This window comes from Metabacillus kandeliae (genome assembly GCF_021166585.1).
GTDB classification, from domain to species: domain Bacteria; phylum Bacillota; class Bacilli; order Bacillales; family Bacillaceae; genus Metabacillus_B; species Metabacillus_B kandeliae.
In genome coordinates, this window is sequence record NZ_JAJOZE010000001.1 from 167,353 (window position 1) to 184,836 (window position 17,484).

The window sequence follows — 17,484 nt, forward strand, 5'->3', positions numbered from 1 at the left end:
AAATGCAATATGATCATATTCTTATCCGCTTTGGTGAAATATCAACTAAAGGAAGAAACAGAAAACAATTTGTGGACAGGCTGAAAAAGAACATTCAGCTTGTGCTGCAGCCTTTCAGGATGTTAACTTACACATCCACACGAGACAGAATATACATTAAGCTGAACGGAGAGCCGTACAGCGAGATTAAAGAAAAGCTGAAACCTGTTTTTGGCATCCAGTCTTTCAGCCTTGCTGTCAGAAGCAAAAGCGAGCTGGAGGAGATTAAAACAGCTGCTCTTGAAACGATTAAGGAAGCGGCTGTACCAGGTGATACGTTTAAAGTGAGCGCCAGAAGAGCAGACAAAAACTTTCCTGTGCCGGCTGATGAACTAAATAGAGAAATCGGCGGACATATTCTAAGAAATACAGAAGATCTGACAGTCAACGTTCGGAAACCTGTCTATGATGTCAGGGTGGAAGTGAGAGAGGAAGCAACATTTATTACTACAAAAGACGAACTGGGAGCTGGCGGAATGCCTGCAGGCACAAGCGGCAGAGGAATGCTGATGCTTTCAGGCGGATTTGACAGCCCTGTTGCAGGATATTTATGCATGAAACGAGGAGTTGAGATTGAAGCGGTTCACTTCTTCAGTCCTCCTTATACGAGCGAAAGGGCAAAGCAGAAAGTTCTGGATCTGGCAGCACAGCTGACACCATACTGCGGCAGCATGCTTGTTCACATTGTCCCTTTTACAGCGATACAGGAGCTCATTCATAAACAGGTGCCGGAAAATTACACAATGACCTCCACCAGAAGAATGATGCTAAAAATCACGGATGCCATCAGAAGCAAAAGGGAGGGCCTTGCCATCATTACAGGAGAAAGCATTGGGCAGGTCGCAAGCCAAACGCTGCACAGCATGCAGGCGATTAATGAAGTAACATCGACACCTGTGCTGCGTCCGCTTCTTTCTATGGATAAAACGGATATTATGGAGCTTGCCAAAAAAATTGATACACACGATATTTCAATTCTCCCGTATGAAGATTGCTGCACGGTCTTTACGCCTGCCGCACCGAAAACAAAACCGAAGCTTGAGAAGGTAGAGCGGTTTGAAAGCTTTGTTGATTTTGATTCCTTGATAAAAGAGGCTTTGGAGAATATGGAAACCATTAAAGTTTCGCACTCGGAAGAATCTCCTTTTGCAGGGCTTCTGTAAACCTATCAGAAATTACCAATGAATATTTGAATGAGGCCATGTGTTTTGACACATTCTATACTCACAAGGAGGTGAGAACACATGGCACAGCAAAACAGACAAAGCAGCTCTAACCAACTAGTAGTACCAGGTGCTGCTCAAGCTATCGATCAAATGAAATACGAAATCGCTTCTGAGTTTGGTGTAAATCTTGGAGCTGAAACTACAGCTCGCGCTAACGGATCTGTTGGTGGAGAAATCACTAAGCGTTTGGTTCAAATGGCTCAACAACAAATCGGCGGTTCTTACCAAAAGTAATAACTGAATAAAATGGCTACGGAAACAGGGGGCAACCCCTGTTTTTCTTATGTCCTTAAATGACTGCCATCTTAAATATTTTAAATAGTTAAAAATTTTATGTATAATAAAAGGGATAAAAGGAGGGGCAGAAACTGTGAATAGAGAAGATTTAATTGCACCAGAACAGTATAATTTAGTGAGTGAAGTAGAAAAATTCGCAAAAGACCCTGAGCGCATGGCTCTCATATGGGAAAATGATCACGGAAAGAAAGAACAAATTACATATAAGAACTTGCTTGTAAAAGCCAATAAAGTTGGAAACTCCTTACTCGAGAGCGGCCTGAAGCAGGGAGATAAAGTTTTAGTTATGCTTCCAAGAATCATTGGCGCCTATGCCGTTTATCTCGGAGCTTTAAAAGCGGGACTTACCGTTATACCGAGCTCGGAAATGCTTAGAGCAAAGGATATTCAATACAGGATCACTCATGGAGAAATAAAAGGAGTTGTTTGCGAAGCAGCTTTTACGGAGCCTTTTAAAGAAATTGGCTCTTTTCATGAATTAAACGCCTGGACATGGGGCGGGAAAGTGGAAGGATGGCTTTCCATGGAGGAGGAAATGGAAAAGCAATCCGGAGAACTGCCTGCAGCAGAAACAAAAAGAGACAGCATGGCCTTTCTGTCCTACACTTCAGGCACGACCGGCAATCCGAAGGGAGCCGTACATACACATGGGTGGGCCTTTGCCCATTTAAGAACAGCTGCACCGTACTGGCTTGGCATTCAAGACGGCGATCTTGTATGGGCAACTGCAGGGCCGGGCTGGCAAAAGTGGATTTGGAGCCCGTTTTTATCTGTGCTCGGCAGCGGTGCAACCGGCTTTGTGTACCACGGAAAATTTGACCCTGATAAATATTTGCAGCTGCTTCAGGATTACAAAATTAACGTTCTTTGCTGTACACCGACTGAGTACCGGATTATGGCGAAAGTGGACGGAATTGAAAACTATCATTTAGATGCCCTTCACAGCGCAGTATCAGCGGGTGAACCGCTGAACAGGGAAGTGATTGAGGTTTTCAGCCGCCACTTTAATCTTCAGGTAAGGGATGGATACGGGCAGACAGAGAATACGCTGCTTGTCGGCATCTTAAAGGGAATGGACCTGAAGCCTGGTTCCATGGGCAAACCGACCCCTGGCAATACTGTTGAAATTGTGAATGAGGAAGGGGAGCCTTGTGCAGAAGGGGAAGTAGGCAACATTGCTGTACACAAAGATACACCGGCTCTCTTTAAAGAATACTATAAAGACCCTGAACGAACTTCCATGCAGTACAGGGGTGATTATTATCTGACTGGAGACAGAGCCAAAAAAGATGAAGATGGGTATTTTTGGTTCGAGGGACGCAGTGATGATATCATCATCAGTTCTGGCTACACAATCGGACCGTTTGAAGTGGAAGACGCACTCATCAAACATCCGCTGGTGCGGGAGTGTGCAGTAGTTGCAAGCCCTGATGAAATCAGAGGAACGATTGTAAAAGCCTTTGTTGTGCTGAAGGACGGCCATTTCGATAAAGAGCAGATCACCCTCGATCTGCAGGATCATGTAAAGGCGGCAACAGCCCCTTATAAATATCCGAGAAAAATTGAATTTGTTGAAGACCTGCCGAAAACCGCTTCCGGGAAGATTCGAAGAGTAGAGCTGAGGCAGCTAGAAGCAGAGAGGGCAAAAGCTTAATTTTCTGCCTGGTTCCAATCGGAGCCAGGTCTTTTTATATAGGCTGCGTTAAAGGAGAAAAATGCAATGGGGGTAAGCGGAATGGGAACATTATGGTTTGGCGGAACCATCTATACGATGGGAGCTGAAAATGAAACGGTAAAAGCAATTTTTACAGAAAACGGGATCATTCGCGATGCCGGAAAATGCGAAGAGCTTGAAGAAATCTATAAAGAGATGATAGATGACCGCGTCGATTTGGGAGCAGCTGTCCTGTATCCTGGTTTTACCGACAGTCACATTCATTTGATCGGACATGGAGAAAAACTGATCAGAATTGATTTTTCAAAAATGACGTGCCATGAAGAAATATTGAAGGCTATTAAAGAAAAGGCAGAAAATGCAGAACCGGGAGAGTGGATTATAGGAGAAGGCTGGAATGAGAACCAGCTGAAAGAAGGCCATATGTTTGACAGGCACATACTTGATGCTGAATTTCCTGACCAGCCGATACTGCTGAAAAGAATTTGCCGGCATGCGCTGCTTGCAAGCACGGCCGCCTTAAAGCTTGCAGGGATAACGGATCTGACAGAAGACCCGCCTGGAGGCATCGTGAAAAAAGATGATGAAGGAAAGCTGACCGGTTTTTTGATGGACAGAGCAATGGACCCGGTCTATGAGGCAGCACCGGAAGTTACAGAGGCTTATATGAAAAGAGCGCTTCGCCTGGCAGTGGAAGACTGCCGCCGGAAGGGAATTACAGGTGTTCATACAGAGGACTTGTCCTATTATATTGGCTTGAAGGAAACATTGAATGTTTTCCAAAAAGTGATTACAAAGGATAATCCGCTGAAAACGCATCTTCTTGTGCATCATTCTGTCATAGAAGAGCTTGAAGAGTGGAATCCTTCATTTGCTGCGCCGTACCTGGAAACAGGGGCGATGAAAGTTTTTGCAGATGGGGCGCTTGGAGGAAGAACAGCACTTTTAAGCGAGCCTTATGAAGATGCCCCTGATGAGACAGGGGTTGCTGTTCATCCACAGGATGAGCTTTCAGAGCTTGTTAAAATGGCCAGACAGTACGGCCGCGAAGCAGCTATACACGCGATCGGTGACAAAGGGTTTGAATATGCCCTGAATGCAATTGAAGCATTCCCTCCGCTTCCTGGGCAAAGAGACAGAATCATTCATGCCCAAATATTAAGGGCAGATCTTATTGAAAGAGCAAAAAACCTTCCTCTCATCCTTGATATACAGCCGGGTTTCACAGCAAGTGATTTTCCATGGGTGATTGAACGGCTTGGTGAAGAGCGGATGAAATACAGCTTTGCCTGGAAAACACTGCTTGAAAACGGGCTCATTTGTGCTGGGGGATCGGATGCTCCGATTGAAGAGCTCAGTCCTTTAATCGGCATCCATGCAGCTGTCGCAAGAAAGAGCATTCATACACCAGATCGAGAGGGCTACTATTTGGATGAAGCACTGTCAGTTTACGAAGCTGTCCGCCTCTACACGTATGGGAGCGCTCAGGCGATAAAAAAAGAACATTGCAGGGGATTGGTCAAAAAGGGGTATGAAGCCGATTTTACAGTTTTGGATAGGGACCTTTTTTCGGTTCCCCATGATGAAATAAAAAAAGCAAACACTGTTATGACGGTTATTGATGGGAAAATTGTATACAGAACATAAAAAAGCACGCCGCAGAGGCTGTGTGATTGAAAAGGATTTAAAAAACTATTAATGGACCTGCTAAATAAAGAGATATAGTAAATTAAGCCTAATATTCTTTTGATTAATAAATAGCTATCTGTTAATATATGTATATTAAGCTAATTTGCTTATGTAACCAATTTTACGGGGGAAATTCATTGAATAAGTTTTTTAAATTTATAGGTTTTTCGATTCTTGGCCTTATTGCTTTATTCGTTATCATTGGAATTGCAACCGGTGGTGGAGAAAACAAAACTGTTACACAGAAAAAGGAACACGTTTCTGCTAAAGAACCTGCTGCTCCTGCTGAAGAAGTTGATCCGGTTGCTGAAGAACCAGTAGCTGAAGAACCAGTAGCTGAAGAGCCGGTTGCTGAAGAACCAGTAGCTGAAGAACCAGTAGCTGAAGAGCCGGTTGCTGAAGAACCAGTAGCTGAAGAGCCAGTAGCTGAAGAACCGGTTGCTGCTGAACCAGCTGCACCTGAAATGTCAGTTGAACGAGAAAATGCGGTACTAAAAGCGGAAAGTTACATAGACATGGGTGGCTTTTCTAAAACAGGGCTTATCAAGCAATTAGAATTCGAAGGGTATCCGAAAAAAGACGCAGCTTTTGCAGTAGATAACATCGACGTTGATTGGAATGAACAAGCTAAAATTAAGGCTGAAAGTTATATAGAAATGGGAGGATTTTCTAAAAAAGAGCTTATCAAGCAATTAGAGTTCGAGGGATATCCGAAAAAAGATGCAGCTTTTGCAGTAGATAACATCGACGTTGATTGGAATGAACAAGCTAAAATTAAGGCTGAAAGTTATATCGAAATGGGGGGATTTTCAAAAAGTGGTTTACTTGAACAATTAAAGTTTGAAGGATTTACTTCTGAAGAATCTGCGTATGGTGTGGAACAGGTTGGATTATAAGGAGGTAAAAGTGCCTGGCCAATCGCCGGTGCTTTTTTTTATGTCTATATTGGGCTGTGGTGTGCTTAAAATTTGATAATACAACTTAACTGGTAAAGACATAAAATGAAATGAATCAGTTACATAAAAAAGCCAGGAGGTAATTCCTGACTTTAGATACTTACTATTTACTTTGAAATCGGAAACCCAGTTAGAAAATTTAAACGCTCATAACGGCGTCTTCTTTTTAAACTCTTAGAGTAATTTTGATTTGGTTTAATAGGCATGTAGACTCAAAATGAACGCTGATTAGCACGAGGGAGAACTCTTCGTGCTTTACTTATTGGAAATAGGATGCTCCTGATAAAACTGCTTGCGGAAGCTGTCAGAGAAAATCAAATCCTGTATTTTTTTCTGGTTGGAGTTTAGAAGAGACTCCATACTGTCTTTATTGGAAAGCTGGGCTGTATTTTTATAGCCTGTTAATTCTTTTTTAAAGAGCTCATCCATCGCACTTCTCGGGACTTCAAAATGCCTGCCGCCTGCATTCAGCTGAATTTCTTCTGCATCCGGCACAAGCAGGGCCATATAGATGGCGTTGTAGAGAAAGATTTTTTCAAGAGTCTTGCTGTCACCAAACCAAAAATCATGGATTTCCTTCTCGCTTAAATCACGCTTGTTTTTTCCGTACCATACTTTAAGGCTGCTGTTTGAAACATCAATTTTTTGAACCGTTTCGCCCCCCGCGAGGTTCCGCATCAGCTCGCTCATTGCGAAGTCATCCTTCACATGGCTTGCGGTAAATTGTTTGAGTGCAATTAAATCAACCTGCTGGATGGATTTTATTTTAGCTGTTGCTTCTGCACATCCTGCAGCGAAGAAGGAAAACAGAAGCAGGATAATCCACGCTGCCTTGATGTTTTGTTTCATGAACATTACCTCAATTTCTTCTCATATAGATGGCTTCATTATATAAAATGCCCGATTGAAATGCCAATCGGGCCGGTTTCTTCTCAAGAGTTTTCAGGAATTTGCCATATTTTGATCACAGAAATGTACGTTTTACTTTTTCCCAGAACGAATTGTTTTTTAGCTTAACGGTTTTTAAAGCCGTGTCCGCAAGGGAAATTTCAATCTGTTTAACATGGCGTATGCTCAAGGCTTCATTATCCATGCCGATGACAGGGTAATCATTGCCGCCTTCCAGGATTTTCAGCGTCAGCTTGCGGCTGCCGCCGAGAAGAAAAGATGAGCCAAGCGTGCGGTACAGATTATTGTTCAAAGAAGCAAGCTCGCTCACCTGAAGGCAAGGGAGCAGAGGGTCAACCACTGCGCCGCTGACCGATTTATTATAGGCCGTGCTTCCGGTCGGAGTCGCAATAATCATGCCGTCTCCGCGGAAGGTTTCAAAATGAAGATCATCAATATACACATCCATCACAAGTGTTTTAATAATTCCTGAGCGGATGCTGCATTCATTCAAAGATTTAAACCTCGCTGTATCATCAACCTTTACATCAATAAGGGGATAACGCCTCACTTCGATCTGCTCTTCAGTCATTGCCTGAATCATCTGATCTGTATCCTGCAGATTAAAATCGCAATAAAGGCTGACCGTGCCTTCAACTGCAATGCCGGCGTAAAGACAATCCTCACGGAAACCGGCTTTTCTTACAGCCTGAAGAAAGGTGCCGTCTCCGCCGATGCTCACGATAATGCTTGCCTGATGAATATCTTTTACAATGTGAAAGCCATTTTTCACAGCAATGCTGCTAAGGCTGTCCACCTTGGCATCTAACTCAGGATTGTGATTGTAATATAAATAGACATTTCTGCGGTCCGCCATGTGAATACCTCCCTGGATATGGAAAACTCCTCCACTTTAGTTTATATTGTGATAAAATACTTTATGGTGTCAAGTTTACCACTCTTGTCCTTTCGTATGTTGCCCTGTTTTTTAAAATGGAGGATGGCGATTGCGGCAAAAGCGAAACAGCATAAGGAGGAAATTTATTCATGAATGGCAAGCGTTGGATCGCAATTATTATCGCGATAGCCGTATTTGGTTTTTCAATCGCGTTAAGTTTTACCACGATGTTGTTTACCCGGACTGCCTCATTGCAGCAGGCTTTTGCCGGCAACAAGGAATTTAACGAAGAAGTGATCACTCCGGGAAATAAATCAAGCAAAATCGCCGTTCTGGAAGTAGACGGCACCATTCAGGATACTGGGGATGCCTCAAGCGTTTTCCAAAGCTCCGGATACAACCATAGGCAATTTCTTGACATGATCAAGGAAGCGCAGGATGACAGCTCTGTGAAAGGCATTCTGCTTCGCGTCAATTCTCCTGGCGGCGGAGTGGTAGAAAGTGCTGAAATACATAAAAAGCTCATGGACTTGAAAAAGAAAACGAAAAAACCGGTTTATGTGTCAATGGAAACAATCGCTGCTTCAGGCGGTTACTATATTTCGACCGCAGGAGATAAAATTTATGCAGCTCCTGATACGCTGACAGGATCACTGGGAGTCATTATGCAGGGCATCAATTACGGCGATCTTGCCAAAGAGCTTGGCATTAAATTTGATACAGTCAAAAGCGGTCCATATAAAGATATTATGTCACCAAACAGGGATATGACGGGAGCTGAGCGCAAAATCCTTCAAAACATGGTAAACAACGCTTATAAGGGATTTGTCGGCGTGATCTCCCAAGGACGCCATATGTCAGAGGCAGATGTGCGGAAAATTGCCGATGGCAGAATCTATGACGGCAGACAGGCGAAAGACATCGGGCTTGTAGATGAGCTCGGCTATTATGATGAAGCTGTCGAGGGGCTCAGAAAGCAGATCGGCACAAATGCTGAGGTTGTCAGGTATAAAGCGGGATCCGGAATCGGCTCACTCCTTTCCATGAGCACGCAGAAATTTTTCGGAGATGACGCGAAAATGTTCGGGCTGTATCAGCTGTTTTCCAAGCAGAATGGTTCCCGTCTGATGTATATGTATGCTGAATAAAAGGAGGGCAATGTTTAATGGATGCGGTATATGACAGCCGGCAGGACCACACAGGGCCCTCTGGCATTTCAGGTGCTTTACAGCCTCACTACAGCGGATTCTGGATTCGGCTGTGGGCTTATTTGATTGATCTGATTGTTGTTTGGAGCGTAAGCCAAATGATCATCAAACCTCTATTTTTATTATTTAAAGTGCAGGACAGCGGTTCCTTTATTTTTTCACCGGCGAATATCATAAGTACGCTTGTGTTTTTTCTGTACTTTGTACTTTTGACAAAGTACTTTCAGCAAACACTTGGCAAAATGATTTTCGGCATAAAAGTAATCCCTTTAAAAAATGAAGAACTCACATGGGGGACTGTGCTTTTCAGAGAGCTTGTCGGCCGCTATATTTGCAAAACAGTTTTCATTTTGTATGCAGTAGTCGCGTTTACATCGAAAAAACAGGGCATACACGATTTATTCTCTGATACTTCTGTTATTAATGAAGGCACTCTCCGCAAAGCGGTCAATAACAGCTGAAAATTCTAAAACAGACAGGCCTGCCGCCTTTATGCGGCAGGTTTATTTTTTTGCTCATTGGCGATAATGGAGGATTGAAAGGATGTGGGCTGGCATGATATGGCTTTTTTTGAGCGCTATTATTCTTTTATTTCTTGCGATGATCCTGGCGACAAAAATTACTGTCATCCTCCATTTAAAACGTGAAGGGAAAAATGACAGGCTGACCGTCAAGTTCAAAGCCTGGTATGGGCTTTTAAGGTATACAGTTGATATACCGGGAGCCAAATGGAACGAAAAGGACGGATCTCTTGATATTAAAAAAGAAAAAAATGCGGGAAACTCAGAGAGTGGCGGAAGCAGCAGCGAGGAAAAAATCAGTTCGCATGATGTGCTGGCTGGAATTAAGGATGTAAGAGAACTGACTGAGCACGTTGTAAAGCTTCACAGTATCGCAAGAAAGTTTTTGAAAAAGGTCAGGGTTGCCCGCTTGGAGTGGATCAGTGAAATTGGAACTGGCGATGCAGCAAGCACTGGCTTTGCTGCTGGTGCAGGCTGGTCAATTAAATTTACTGTATTTGCTGTGATCGATCAATATTTTTCTGTCACGGAAGCGCCCTGCTTTCATATACAGCCAAATTTTCAAAAAGCCTGTGCAAACACTTATTTACAGGGTATATTTCATTTTCGCATCGGGAATGCTATTTTGGCAGGAATTCGTTTCGTTAAATATTGGAAAGGCGGCAAGCCGGCATTTCTTAACAAGCCGCTCAGCAGCATTTTCAGCAGCAAAAACAAAACAGCATGAAGGAGGCCCTTCTAATGAGTGATCATCCTATTCAAGGATTAATGAAAACAGCTATGGAAAACTTAAAGTCAATGATTGATGTGAATACCATTATCGGCGATCCTGTTGAAACTCCTGACGGCAGTGTCATCTTGACTGTTTCTAAGGTCGGTTTCGGATTTGCAGCAGGCGGAAGCGAGTTTGGAAGCTCTGACGGTGACAGCCATCAAGATCATCACAGGGAAAGCCATCAAGGTTCATCAAGCCTTCAGCATCAATCTAAAAAAATGCCTTTTGGCGGTGGAAGCGGCGGCGGTGTTTCCATTACACCGATTGCTTTTCTAATCGTCGGCTCTCACGGTGTGAAAATGCTTCATCTAGATGAAAGCACTCATCTGTACGAGCGGATTCTGGAAACAGCTCCTCAGGCATTTGAAAAAATCCAGCACATGTTTAAAAAGGATAAGGGAAGAGAGCAAGGTACAGCTAACCATATCCCTAAGCAGGATCTTGATTTTTAAAAGGCACTCAGAAATAGCCGGCGCATACAAGCCGGCTATTTTTCTTTTTATCCGCCAGCTTCAACATATTCTTTGCAAAATCAGAAGAAAACCAGATATAGTTATGAGGTACATACTAAACGTGATAGGGGTGCACGAACTATGGCAGAAGTAACGTTTAAAGGAAATCCTATGACCCTTCCGGGGAAAGAAGTAAAACCGGGAAATCAAGCACCTGATTTTACTGTGCTTGCCAACGATTTGTCAGAAGTTACATTAGCTGATTCAAAAGGCAAAGTTCGTCTGATTTCTGTAGTTCCTTCAATTGATACAGGAGTTTGCGACGCACAAACAAGAAAATTCAACGAAAAAGCGGCAAAATTAGATAACGTCGTTGTGCTGACAATCAGCAATGACCTTCCGTTTGCCCAAAAACGCTGGTGTGCAGCAAACGGCCTGGAAAATGTTCAAGTGCTTTCAGATCACCGCGATCTTTCTTTTGGAGAAGCATATGGCGTGACAATGAAAGAGCTTCGCCTGCTTGCCCGTTCTGTTTTTGTGGTAGATTCCAATGACCAGGTCACTTACGCTGAATATGTAAGCGAAGGTACGGATCATCCTGACTATGAGGCTGCATTGGAAGCAGCAAAGTCTGCAAAGTAAGACGGCTCCCCTTTTGCTTCAGGCAAGAGGGGGTTTTATTTTTATACCGGGGGCCGACCTTTAGATAAAAGAGAGAAGCCGCATAAAGCGTGCCGCGCATAAGAGTGGAAACCTGAGCATAAACCCCAAAAAACTAAGTGTCAGCTTGTGTTTCTACTGCAGTGCACCTGGAAAATTCCTCATTCCAAACAAATCACAGCCAGCAAGTTCAATATTTGCTCCCGCATTTCTTCAAGCTTGCTTTTCTTCAATTTTTCTTACTAAAATAGGATAGGCTTTATGAGCTTTATGAACCCCGGAATAGTTGGGAACTTAGCTTTACAGGAGGAAGACAATGGAAACCATATCTAAAATTGAGAAATTATTTACTATATTTAATGAATCGGCGGAAATCCTTTCCAAAGAATTGGAAGATCCCTATATTGAAGGATTAGCCGAAACTGGAGAGAATTTTTTCCACCAGGCTATTCTGCAGGAAGGCCTGAGTGAACTTTCAAAGAAAAAACTCGACCAGCTATATAGAAGTGCCAACCTCTCCTTATATACAAAAGAAGAAATTCGGAAAGCCTTTCAACTTGCCATCCTAAAAGGGCTGAAAGAGGGGGCTCATCCGAATCACCAGATGACGCCTGATACAGTCGGCATCTTTATGGGCTATCTGGTAAACAAATTTTTCAGTGACTGGGAAGGCCGCTTTGTTCTTCTTGATCTTGCCTGCGGTACAGGGAATTTGCTCACAGCTGTGCTGAATTCGCTTGAAATGGAGGAGGCCGACAGCTACGGAATTGATGTGGATGAGCTATTGATCAGGCTTGCTTATTCCAATGCCAATCTGCAGGAGCACCCTGTCAGTTTCTTTAACCAGGACAGCCTGCAGCCTCTGTTTACTGAACCGGCTGATGCTGTGATCTGTGATCTGCCTGTCGGATATTATCCGGACGATGCAGGAGCGGAAGGGTATGAATTGAAAGCAGATAAAGGCCACTCTTATGCCCATCACCTATTGATCGAGCAGGGAGTCAAATACGCAAAGCCTGGAGCCTATCTGTTCTTTGTTGTCCCTAACCAGCTGTTTGAATCAGAAGAAGCTCCAAAGCTGAACAAGTTTCTGAAGGAAAAGGCTTTTATTCAGGGATTGCTGCAGCTTCCGCTTACGATGTTCAAATCAGAACAGCATGCGAAAAGTATTTTGATATTGCAGAAAAAAGGCGATCGTGCTGCTATGCCGAAGAACGCTCTGCTAGCCAATCTTCCTAAGTTCTCCAATAAAGCCGGCATGCAATCAGTTATGAACCAGCTTGAGGATTGGTTTAAGGAGAACAAACAAAATCAGGTTTGAAATGTTGAAAAGTAAAGAATAATACTGGGAGGCTTGCTTTACGGGAAGCAGTTACTTTCTAAGGACAGCCTGGGAAGAACTGCATCTGACCTGAGGCACAGCCTCCCTTTCTTTTTAGTTGGGATGCGTTAAAAAAGAATGCTGATATTTACAGATCTGCTGATCTACGTTCCAGACGGGAGACTCGCTAGGAAAAGGTTAATCAGCCGGTGGTTTAAAGCTGTATTTACTTTTAAAACCGTATTATATTCCTGTTACATTTCTTCATTCATGCTGAAGATCTTCCTTACTTTACAGTATTTGTTTTGTGGTCAATATATCGGTTCTGTAAAATGAAAACCATAAATTCCAATGTAAGTTGAAAGGATGTGAAAAAATGCTTCAAAGCAATGAGCAAACATTTGAGCTAAGCCCGCTTGGCGATCAGGCCATCCTCATCGAATTTGGCAAAGAAATGAATGATAGAATCAGAAAGAGAATTTTAGGAGCTGCCGAACAGCTTGAAAAGCATCCTTTTCCGTGGATGGTGGAATACATACCTTCCTTTACCGCGATTGCCATAGTCTATAATCCGACTTGCTTCAAAGCTGGTGTTTCACCTTATAAAGAAGCTGAAAAGCAAATCAGACAAATGATGCTCCTTACAGCACCGCTTGCAGAGGATGAATTCCGTACGGTTTCCATCCCCGTCTGCTATGGGGGAGAATACGGCCCTGATCTTGATTATGTTGCTGAATATTGCGGCAAGACCCCTGATGAGGTTATTTCTCTTCACTCAGGCGGTGAATATATTGTCCACATGATCGGATTTGCTCCAGGCTTTCCGTATCTTGGAGGGATGCCTGAATCCATTGCATGCCCGAGAAAAGACAGCCCCAGCGGTAAAATTCCTGCTGGCTCAGTTGGAATTGCCGGCGGCCAAACGGGCGTTTATCCGATAGAAACACCAGGCGGCTGGCAAATTATTGGACAGACGCCTGTACCGTTGTTTGAAGCGGAGCATGAGCCGCCAAGCCTGCTGAAGGCCGGCGACCGTATTTCATTTTATCCCATTTCAGCGGAAGAATTTTTGGATAGGAAAGGCGGTAAAGCATGAGCATGAAAATTTTGCAGCCAGGACTATTAACAGCCATACAGGATCTTGGCAGGTACGGCTATCAGAAAGAAGGCGTGATTGTGAGCGGCGCTATGGACCGGTACGCTGCCAGATATGCCAATCTCCTGGTCGGGAATCCTGAGCATTACGGGGTGATTGAAATGACGCTTCTTGGTCCCACGGTTGAATTTCAGCAGGATTGTCTCATTTCTTTAACAGGCGGAGATTTGTCCCCAAAAATCAATAAGCAAACTGTGACAATGTGGAAGCCGATTTTTGTGAAAAAAGGCAGCATTCTTGATTTTGGCGCACCTGTTAAAGGATGCAGAGCTTACCTCGCTGCAGCTGGGGGCTTTCAGATTAAAAAGGTGCTCGGAAGCTATTCTACATACATAAAAGCAGGAATGGGCGGCTTTAAGGGACGTGCCTTTAAGGAACATGATGAAATTCCGCTTGCAGCCCACCCTGATAAGATAGAGGAATTCCTTGGAAAAATGAACATAAAGGAAGAGGATGCCTTCAAAGAAGCAGCATGGTTTACGGAGCCTCCCTATGAAATCCAGCATGACGGAGCCTACCTTGTCCGGGTGATGGAAGGCAGGGAAAGCGGCTGGTTTACAGAAGAAAGCCGGAATGCTTTCTGGGAGGGAACGTATAAACTTACGAGCCAGTCTGACAGAATGGGATTCAGGCTTGAGGGGGCAGAGCTTCAGGCCAGGTTCAAAAAAGATATGCTTTCAGAAGCGGTTGCATTCGGCACCATCCAGGTTCCGGCAAACGGACAGCCGATCGTTTTAATGGCTGATCATCAAACAACTGGAGGCTATCCAAAATTTGCCCAGGTGCTGACGGTGGATTTGCCGATTCTTGCTCAGATGAAGCCTGGCGAAAAGGTGAAATTTATTAAAGCTGATTTGGCCGAGGCGGAAAAGGCTTTTCTTGAAAGAGAAGATCATATTAAGAAAGTACAATATTGGGTGAAGAAAAAACTGGACGGGGCGGTGTAACTATGAGAGCGGATTTAAATTGCGATCTTGGCGAAAGCTATGGGGCTTATAAAATAGGAAATGATGAAGAAATTCTTCGCTATGTCACCTCTGCAAACATTGCGTGCGGTTTTCATGCCGGTGATCCCGGGACAATGAGAAAAACTGTCAGTATGGCTCTGGCAAATGCCACAGCGATCGGCGCCCATCCTGGATTGCCTGATTTGCCCGGATTTGGAAGAAGGAATATGAACATCACTCCTGCGGAAGCCTATGAAATGACGGTTTATCAAATTGGCGCTTTAGCCGGATTCGTCAAAGCAGCAGGAGGCAGGCTTCAGCATGTAAAGCCTCATGGAGCGCTGTATAACATGGCAGCCAAGGATGCGGGCCTCGCAAAAGGCATTGCAGAAGCGGTTTATGATGTGGACGCAGAACTGGTTCTTTTCGGGCTCTCAGGAAGCGAACTGATTAAGCAGGGTGAGAAGACAGGACTCAGGACAGCAAGCGAGGTATTTGCAGACAGAACCTATCAGGACGACGGGTCTTTAACGCCGCGAAGCTCGGCAAACGCTTTGATTACAAACGATGAAGACGCCTTGCAGCAGGCCGTCCGCATGGTTACAGAGAAAACGGTAAAAACGGTGAGCGGACAGGAAATTCCGCTTCAGGCTGATACGATTTGCATTCATGGCGACGGCCCGCATGCTCTTTCTTTTGCAAAATCGATTCAAAATGCATTGCAGGAGGCATCTGTCACCATTCAGCCTTTTTCAGCAGGAGGGAAAACATGAAAGAAGGAAAGTTTAGCATACTGCTTGGTGCTGCCTTTTTAATGGCCACATCCGCCATTGGACCCGGATTTTTAACCCAAACACCCTTTTTTACGGAAAGTTTGGCAGCAAGCTTTGGGTTTGTTATTTTAATTTCAATTATTCTGGATATAGGAGTTCAATTGAACGTTTGGCGCATTATTGCGGTTTCTGAAAAGCGAGCTCAAGATATTGCCAATATGGTCGTGCCCGGTCTGGGTGTTTTTATCTCCATTCTAATCGTTATTGGAGGTTTGGTATTTAACATTGGAAATATTGCAGGAGCAGGACTTGGATTTAATGTGCTGTTTGGCATATCGCCTCTCTGGGGTGCAGCAATAGCAGCCGTGATTGCTATTGCCGTCTTTCTTGTAAAAGAAGCGGGCAAGGTAATGGACCGGTTTGCTCAGATTATGGGCTTCCTGATGATCGTTCTCACAATCTATGTGGCCTTTTCAAGCAATCCCCCATATGGACAGGCTGCGGCTCAGGCGATCATGCCGGTAAAACTCGACCTGGTGGCGATTGTGACGCTTGTAGGCGGTACAGTCGGCGGATACATAACCTTTGCAGGCGGGCACAGGCTTCTTGACGCAGGACTGAAAGGGAAAGAAGCGCTTCCTTCTGTTAACAGAAGTGCCATTATGGGGATCTCTGTTGCCTCTCTGATGCGGATATTCCTGTTTTTAGCTGCCTTAGGGGCGGTTTCACAAGGGGTTGCCCTTGATCCTTCCAATCCATCAGCAACCGTGTTTAAAAGTGCTGCTGGAATACTTGGCTATAAATTTTTTGGAATCGTGCTGTTAGCAGCGGCCATTACCTCTGTCATTGGCTCTGCTTATACTTCCGTTTCGTTTATTAAAACTTTCAGCAAAAAAGTGAATCGTAATGAGAAAGCCACAATCGTCGGTTTTATTGCAGTTTCAACCGTTATTTTTATGCTTGTCGGGAATCCAGTAAAACTGCTTGTATTTGCCGGAGCGCTGAATGGGATGATTCTTCCGATTACGCTGGCTGTTATGCTTGTGGCTGTTTATAAAAAAAGCATTGTTGGTACATACAAGCATCCTGCATGGCTCACGGCCTTCGGCGGAGCCATTGTCATTGTGATGGGCTGTATGGCTGTTTACACCCTCATTAATCTGATTCAAAATGGTATATGAGGTGATGCAGGATGGGAGAAACGCTGCAAAACATACGCAGACAGATTAGAGAAAACAGCTGGGACAAGCCTACTGCAGGTCATGCTGAAGGTTATGTACAGGCGAATTTAGTGATACTCCGAAATGAGCTTGCCTACGATTTTCTTTTATTTTGTATGAGAAACGAGCAGGCATGCCCGCTTTTGGATGTAACAGATGCAGGTTCACCGGTTCCTAAGCTGTCAGCGCCGGAATGCGATCTCCGGACAGACGTGCCGAAATATAGAGTTTACAGGAATGGCGTGCTGGAAGAAGAAAGAAAAGACATTAAAGACCTTTGGGAAGAGGATTTTACCGCATTCCTCCTCGGGTGCAGCTTTACATTTGAAACTGCGCTGATGAATCATGGCATTCCGTGCAGGCATATTGAAGAAGAGGTAAATGTGCCAATGTATAAGACGAACATTCCGCTCAACCCTGCCGGCGCTTTCAGCGGGACAATGGTCGTCAGCATGAGGCCGCTTGCGGCAAAGGATATTGGCAAAGCAGTTCAAATTACAGCGCGGTCACCGAAATCTCACGGAGCTCCCGTGCATATCGGCAATCCGGCTGAAATCGGCATTACAGAAATTGATTCTCCTGATTACGGTGATGCTGTCAGCATTAGAGATGGCGAGGTGCCGGTATTTTGGGCTTGCGGTGTTACACCGCAAAATGCAGCTGCTGCATCAAAGCCGGAACTGATGATCAGCCATTCGCCCGGTCATATGTTTTTGACAGATTTAAAGAATACGGATTTAATGATATAAGCTGGACATCTACCCTGCTGTTCTAATCGGCAGG

Annotated in this window: 18 protein-coding genes; 16 read left to right on the top strand and 2 right to left on the bottom strand. The window is 44.3% G+C overall.

Going from position 1 to position 17,484, the window contains the following annotated elements; all coding sequences use genetic code 11:
* The first annotated feature begins 2 nt into the window (after positions 1-2).
* From thiI to LRR81_RS00850, 5 genes are all read left to right on the top strand, one after another.
* Positions 3-1,202, top strand: coding sequence for a tRNA uracil 4-sulfurtransferase ThiI (gene thiI, locus LRR81_RS00830; RefSeq protein ID WP_231787402.1), 1,200 nt, complete (start codon positions 3-5; stop codon positions 1,200-1,202).
* An 81-nt stretch (positions 1,203-1,283) separates the two neighbouring features.
* The gene (locus tag LRR81_RS00835; protein WP_231787403.1) at positions 1,284-1,499 is read left to right on the top strand and encodes an alpha/beta-type small acid-soluble spore protein; all 216 of its coding nucleotides are present in this window, start codon (positions 1,284-1,286) and stop codon (positions 1,497-1,499) included.
* A 136-nt stretch (positions 1,500-1,635) separates the two neighbouring features.
* Positions 1,636-3,216, top strand: coding sequence for an acyl-CoA synthetase MbcS (gene mbcS, locus LRR81_RS00840; RefSeq protein WP_231787404.1), 1,581 nt, complete (start codon positions 1,636-1,638; stop codon positions 3,214-3,216).
* An 81-nt stretch (positions 3,217-3,297) separates the two neighbouring features.
* A complete protein-coding gene (locus LRR81_RS00845) occupies positions 3,298-4,884 on the top strand; it encodes an amidohydrolase (RefSeq protein WP_231787405.1) in 1,587 nt (528 codons plus the stop codon).
* A 179-nt stretch (positions 4,885-5,063) separates the two neighbouring features.
* Positions 5,064-5,822, top strand: coding sequence for an Ltp family lipoprotein (locus tag LRR81_RS00850; RefSeq protein WP_231787406.1), 759 nt, complete (start codon positions 5,064-5,066; stop codon positions 5,820-5,822).
* Between the two features lie 315 nt (positions 5,823-6,137).
* Here LRR81_RS00850 and LRR81_RS00855 read toward each other — a convergent pair whose 3' ends face one another.
* The gene (locus LRR81_RS00855; protein WP_231787407.1) at positions 6,138-6,731 is read right to left on the bottom strand and encodes a hypothetical protein; all 594 of its coding nucleotides are present in this window, start codon (positions 6,729-6,731) and stop codon (positions 6,138-6,140) included.
* Between the two features lie 115 nt (positions 6,732-6,846).
* Positions 6,847-7,647, bottom strand: a complete 801-nt coding sequence (locus tag LRR81_RS00860) for an NAD kinase (protein WP_231787408.1) — start codon at positions 7,645-7,647, stop codon at positions 6,847-6,849.
* A gap of 170 nt (positions 7,648-7,817) precedes the next feature.
* On the opposite strand from LRR81_RS00860, the gene sppA reads away from it, so the two are divergent.
* From sppA to LRR81_RS00915, 11 genes are all read left to right on the top strand, one after another.
* Positions 7,818-8,816 carry a signal peptide peptidase SppA gene (sppA, locus tag LRR81_RS00865; RefSeq protein WP_231787409.1) on the top strand — a complete coding sequence of 333 codons (999 nt, stop codon included), beginning with the start codon at positions 7,818-7,820 and terminating at the stop codon, positions 8,814-8,816.
* A gap of 17 nt (positions 8,817-8,833) precedes the next feature.
* Positions 8,834-9,337 (top strand): RDD family protein, encoded by a 504-nt coding sequence (locus LRR81_RS00870; protein WP_231787410.1) that lies wholly within the window; start codon positions 8,834-8,836, stop codon positions 9,335-9,337.
* A 94-nt stretch (positions 9,338-9,431) separates the two neighbouring features.
* A complete protein-coding gene (locus LRR81_RS00875; RefSeq protein ID WP_231787411.1) occupies positions 9,432-10,124 on the top strand; it encodes a DUF2953 domain-containing protein in 693 nt (230 codons plus the stop codon).
* A gap of 14 nt (positions 10,125-10,138) precedes the next feature.
* Positions 10,139-10,624, top strand: coding sequence for a GerW family sporulation protein (gene ytfJ, locus LRR81_RS00880; RefSeq protein WP_231787412.1), 486 nt, complete (start codon positions 10,139-10,141; stop codon positions 10,622-10,624).
* Between the two features lie 141 nt (positions 10,625-10,765).
* A complete protein-coding gene (tpx, locus tag LRR81_RS00885; protein ID WP_231787413.1) occupies positions 10,766-11,266 on the top strand; it encodes a thiol peroxidase in 501 nt (166 codons plus the stop codon).
* A 334-nt stretch (positions 11,267-11,600) separates the two neighbouring features.
* Positions 11,601-12,605, top strand: coding sequence for a class I SAM-dependent methyltransferase (locus LRR81_RS00890; RefSeq protein ID WP_231787414.1), 1,005 nt, complete (start codon positions 11,601-11,603; stop codon positions 12,603-12,605).
* 376 nt (positions 12,606-12,981) lie between these two features.
* Positions 12,982-13,701 (top strand): 5-oxoprolinase subunit PxpB, encoded by a 720-nt coding sequence (gene pxpB, locus LRR81_RS00895; protein ID WP_231787415.1) that lies wholly within the window; start codon positions 12,982-12,984, stop codon positions 13,699-13,701.
* Entirely contained in the window at positions 13,698-14,708 is a 1,011-nt protein-coding gene (locus tag LRR81_RS00900) for a 5-oxoprolinase subunit C family protein (RefSeq protein WP_231787416.1), read from the top strand. Before pxpB ends, LRR81_RS00900 begins: the two co-directional genes overlap by 4 nt.
* Before the next feature lie 2 nt (positions 14,709-14,710).
* Complete coding sequence (locus LRR81_RS00905) at positions 14,711-15,481, top strand: LamB/YcsF family protein (protein ID WP_231787417.1); 771 nt, start codon at positions 14,711-14,713, stop codon at positions 15,479-15,481.
* Positions 15,478-16,662 carry an NRAMP family divalent metal transporter gene (locus LRR81_RS00910; RefSeq protein WP_231787418.1) on the top strand — a complete coding sequence of 395 codons (1,185 nt, stop codon included), beginning with the start codon at positions 15,478-15,480 and terminating at the stop codon, positions 16,660-16,662. The genes LRR81_RS00905 and LRR81_RS00910 overlap by 4 nt, the downstream gene beginning before the upstream one ends.
* 11 nt (positions 16,663-16,673) lie before the next feature.
* Complete coding sequence (locus LRR81_RS00915; RefSeq protein ID WP_231787419.1) at positions 16,674-17,450, top strand: putative hydro-lyase; 777 nt, start codon at positions 16,674-16,676, stop codon at positions 17,448-17,450.
* Positions 17,451-17,484 lie beyond the last annotated feature (34 nt).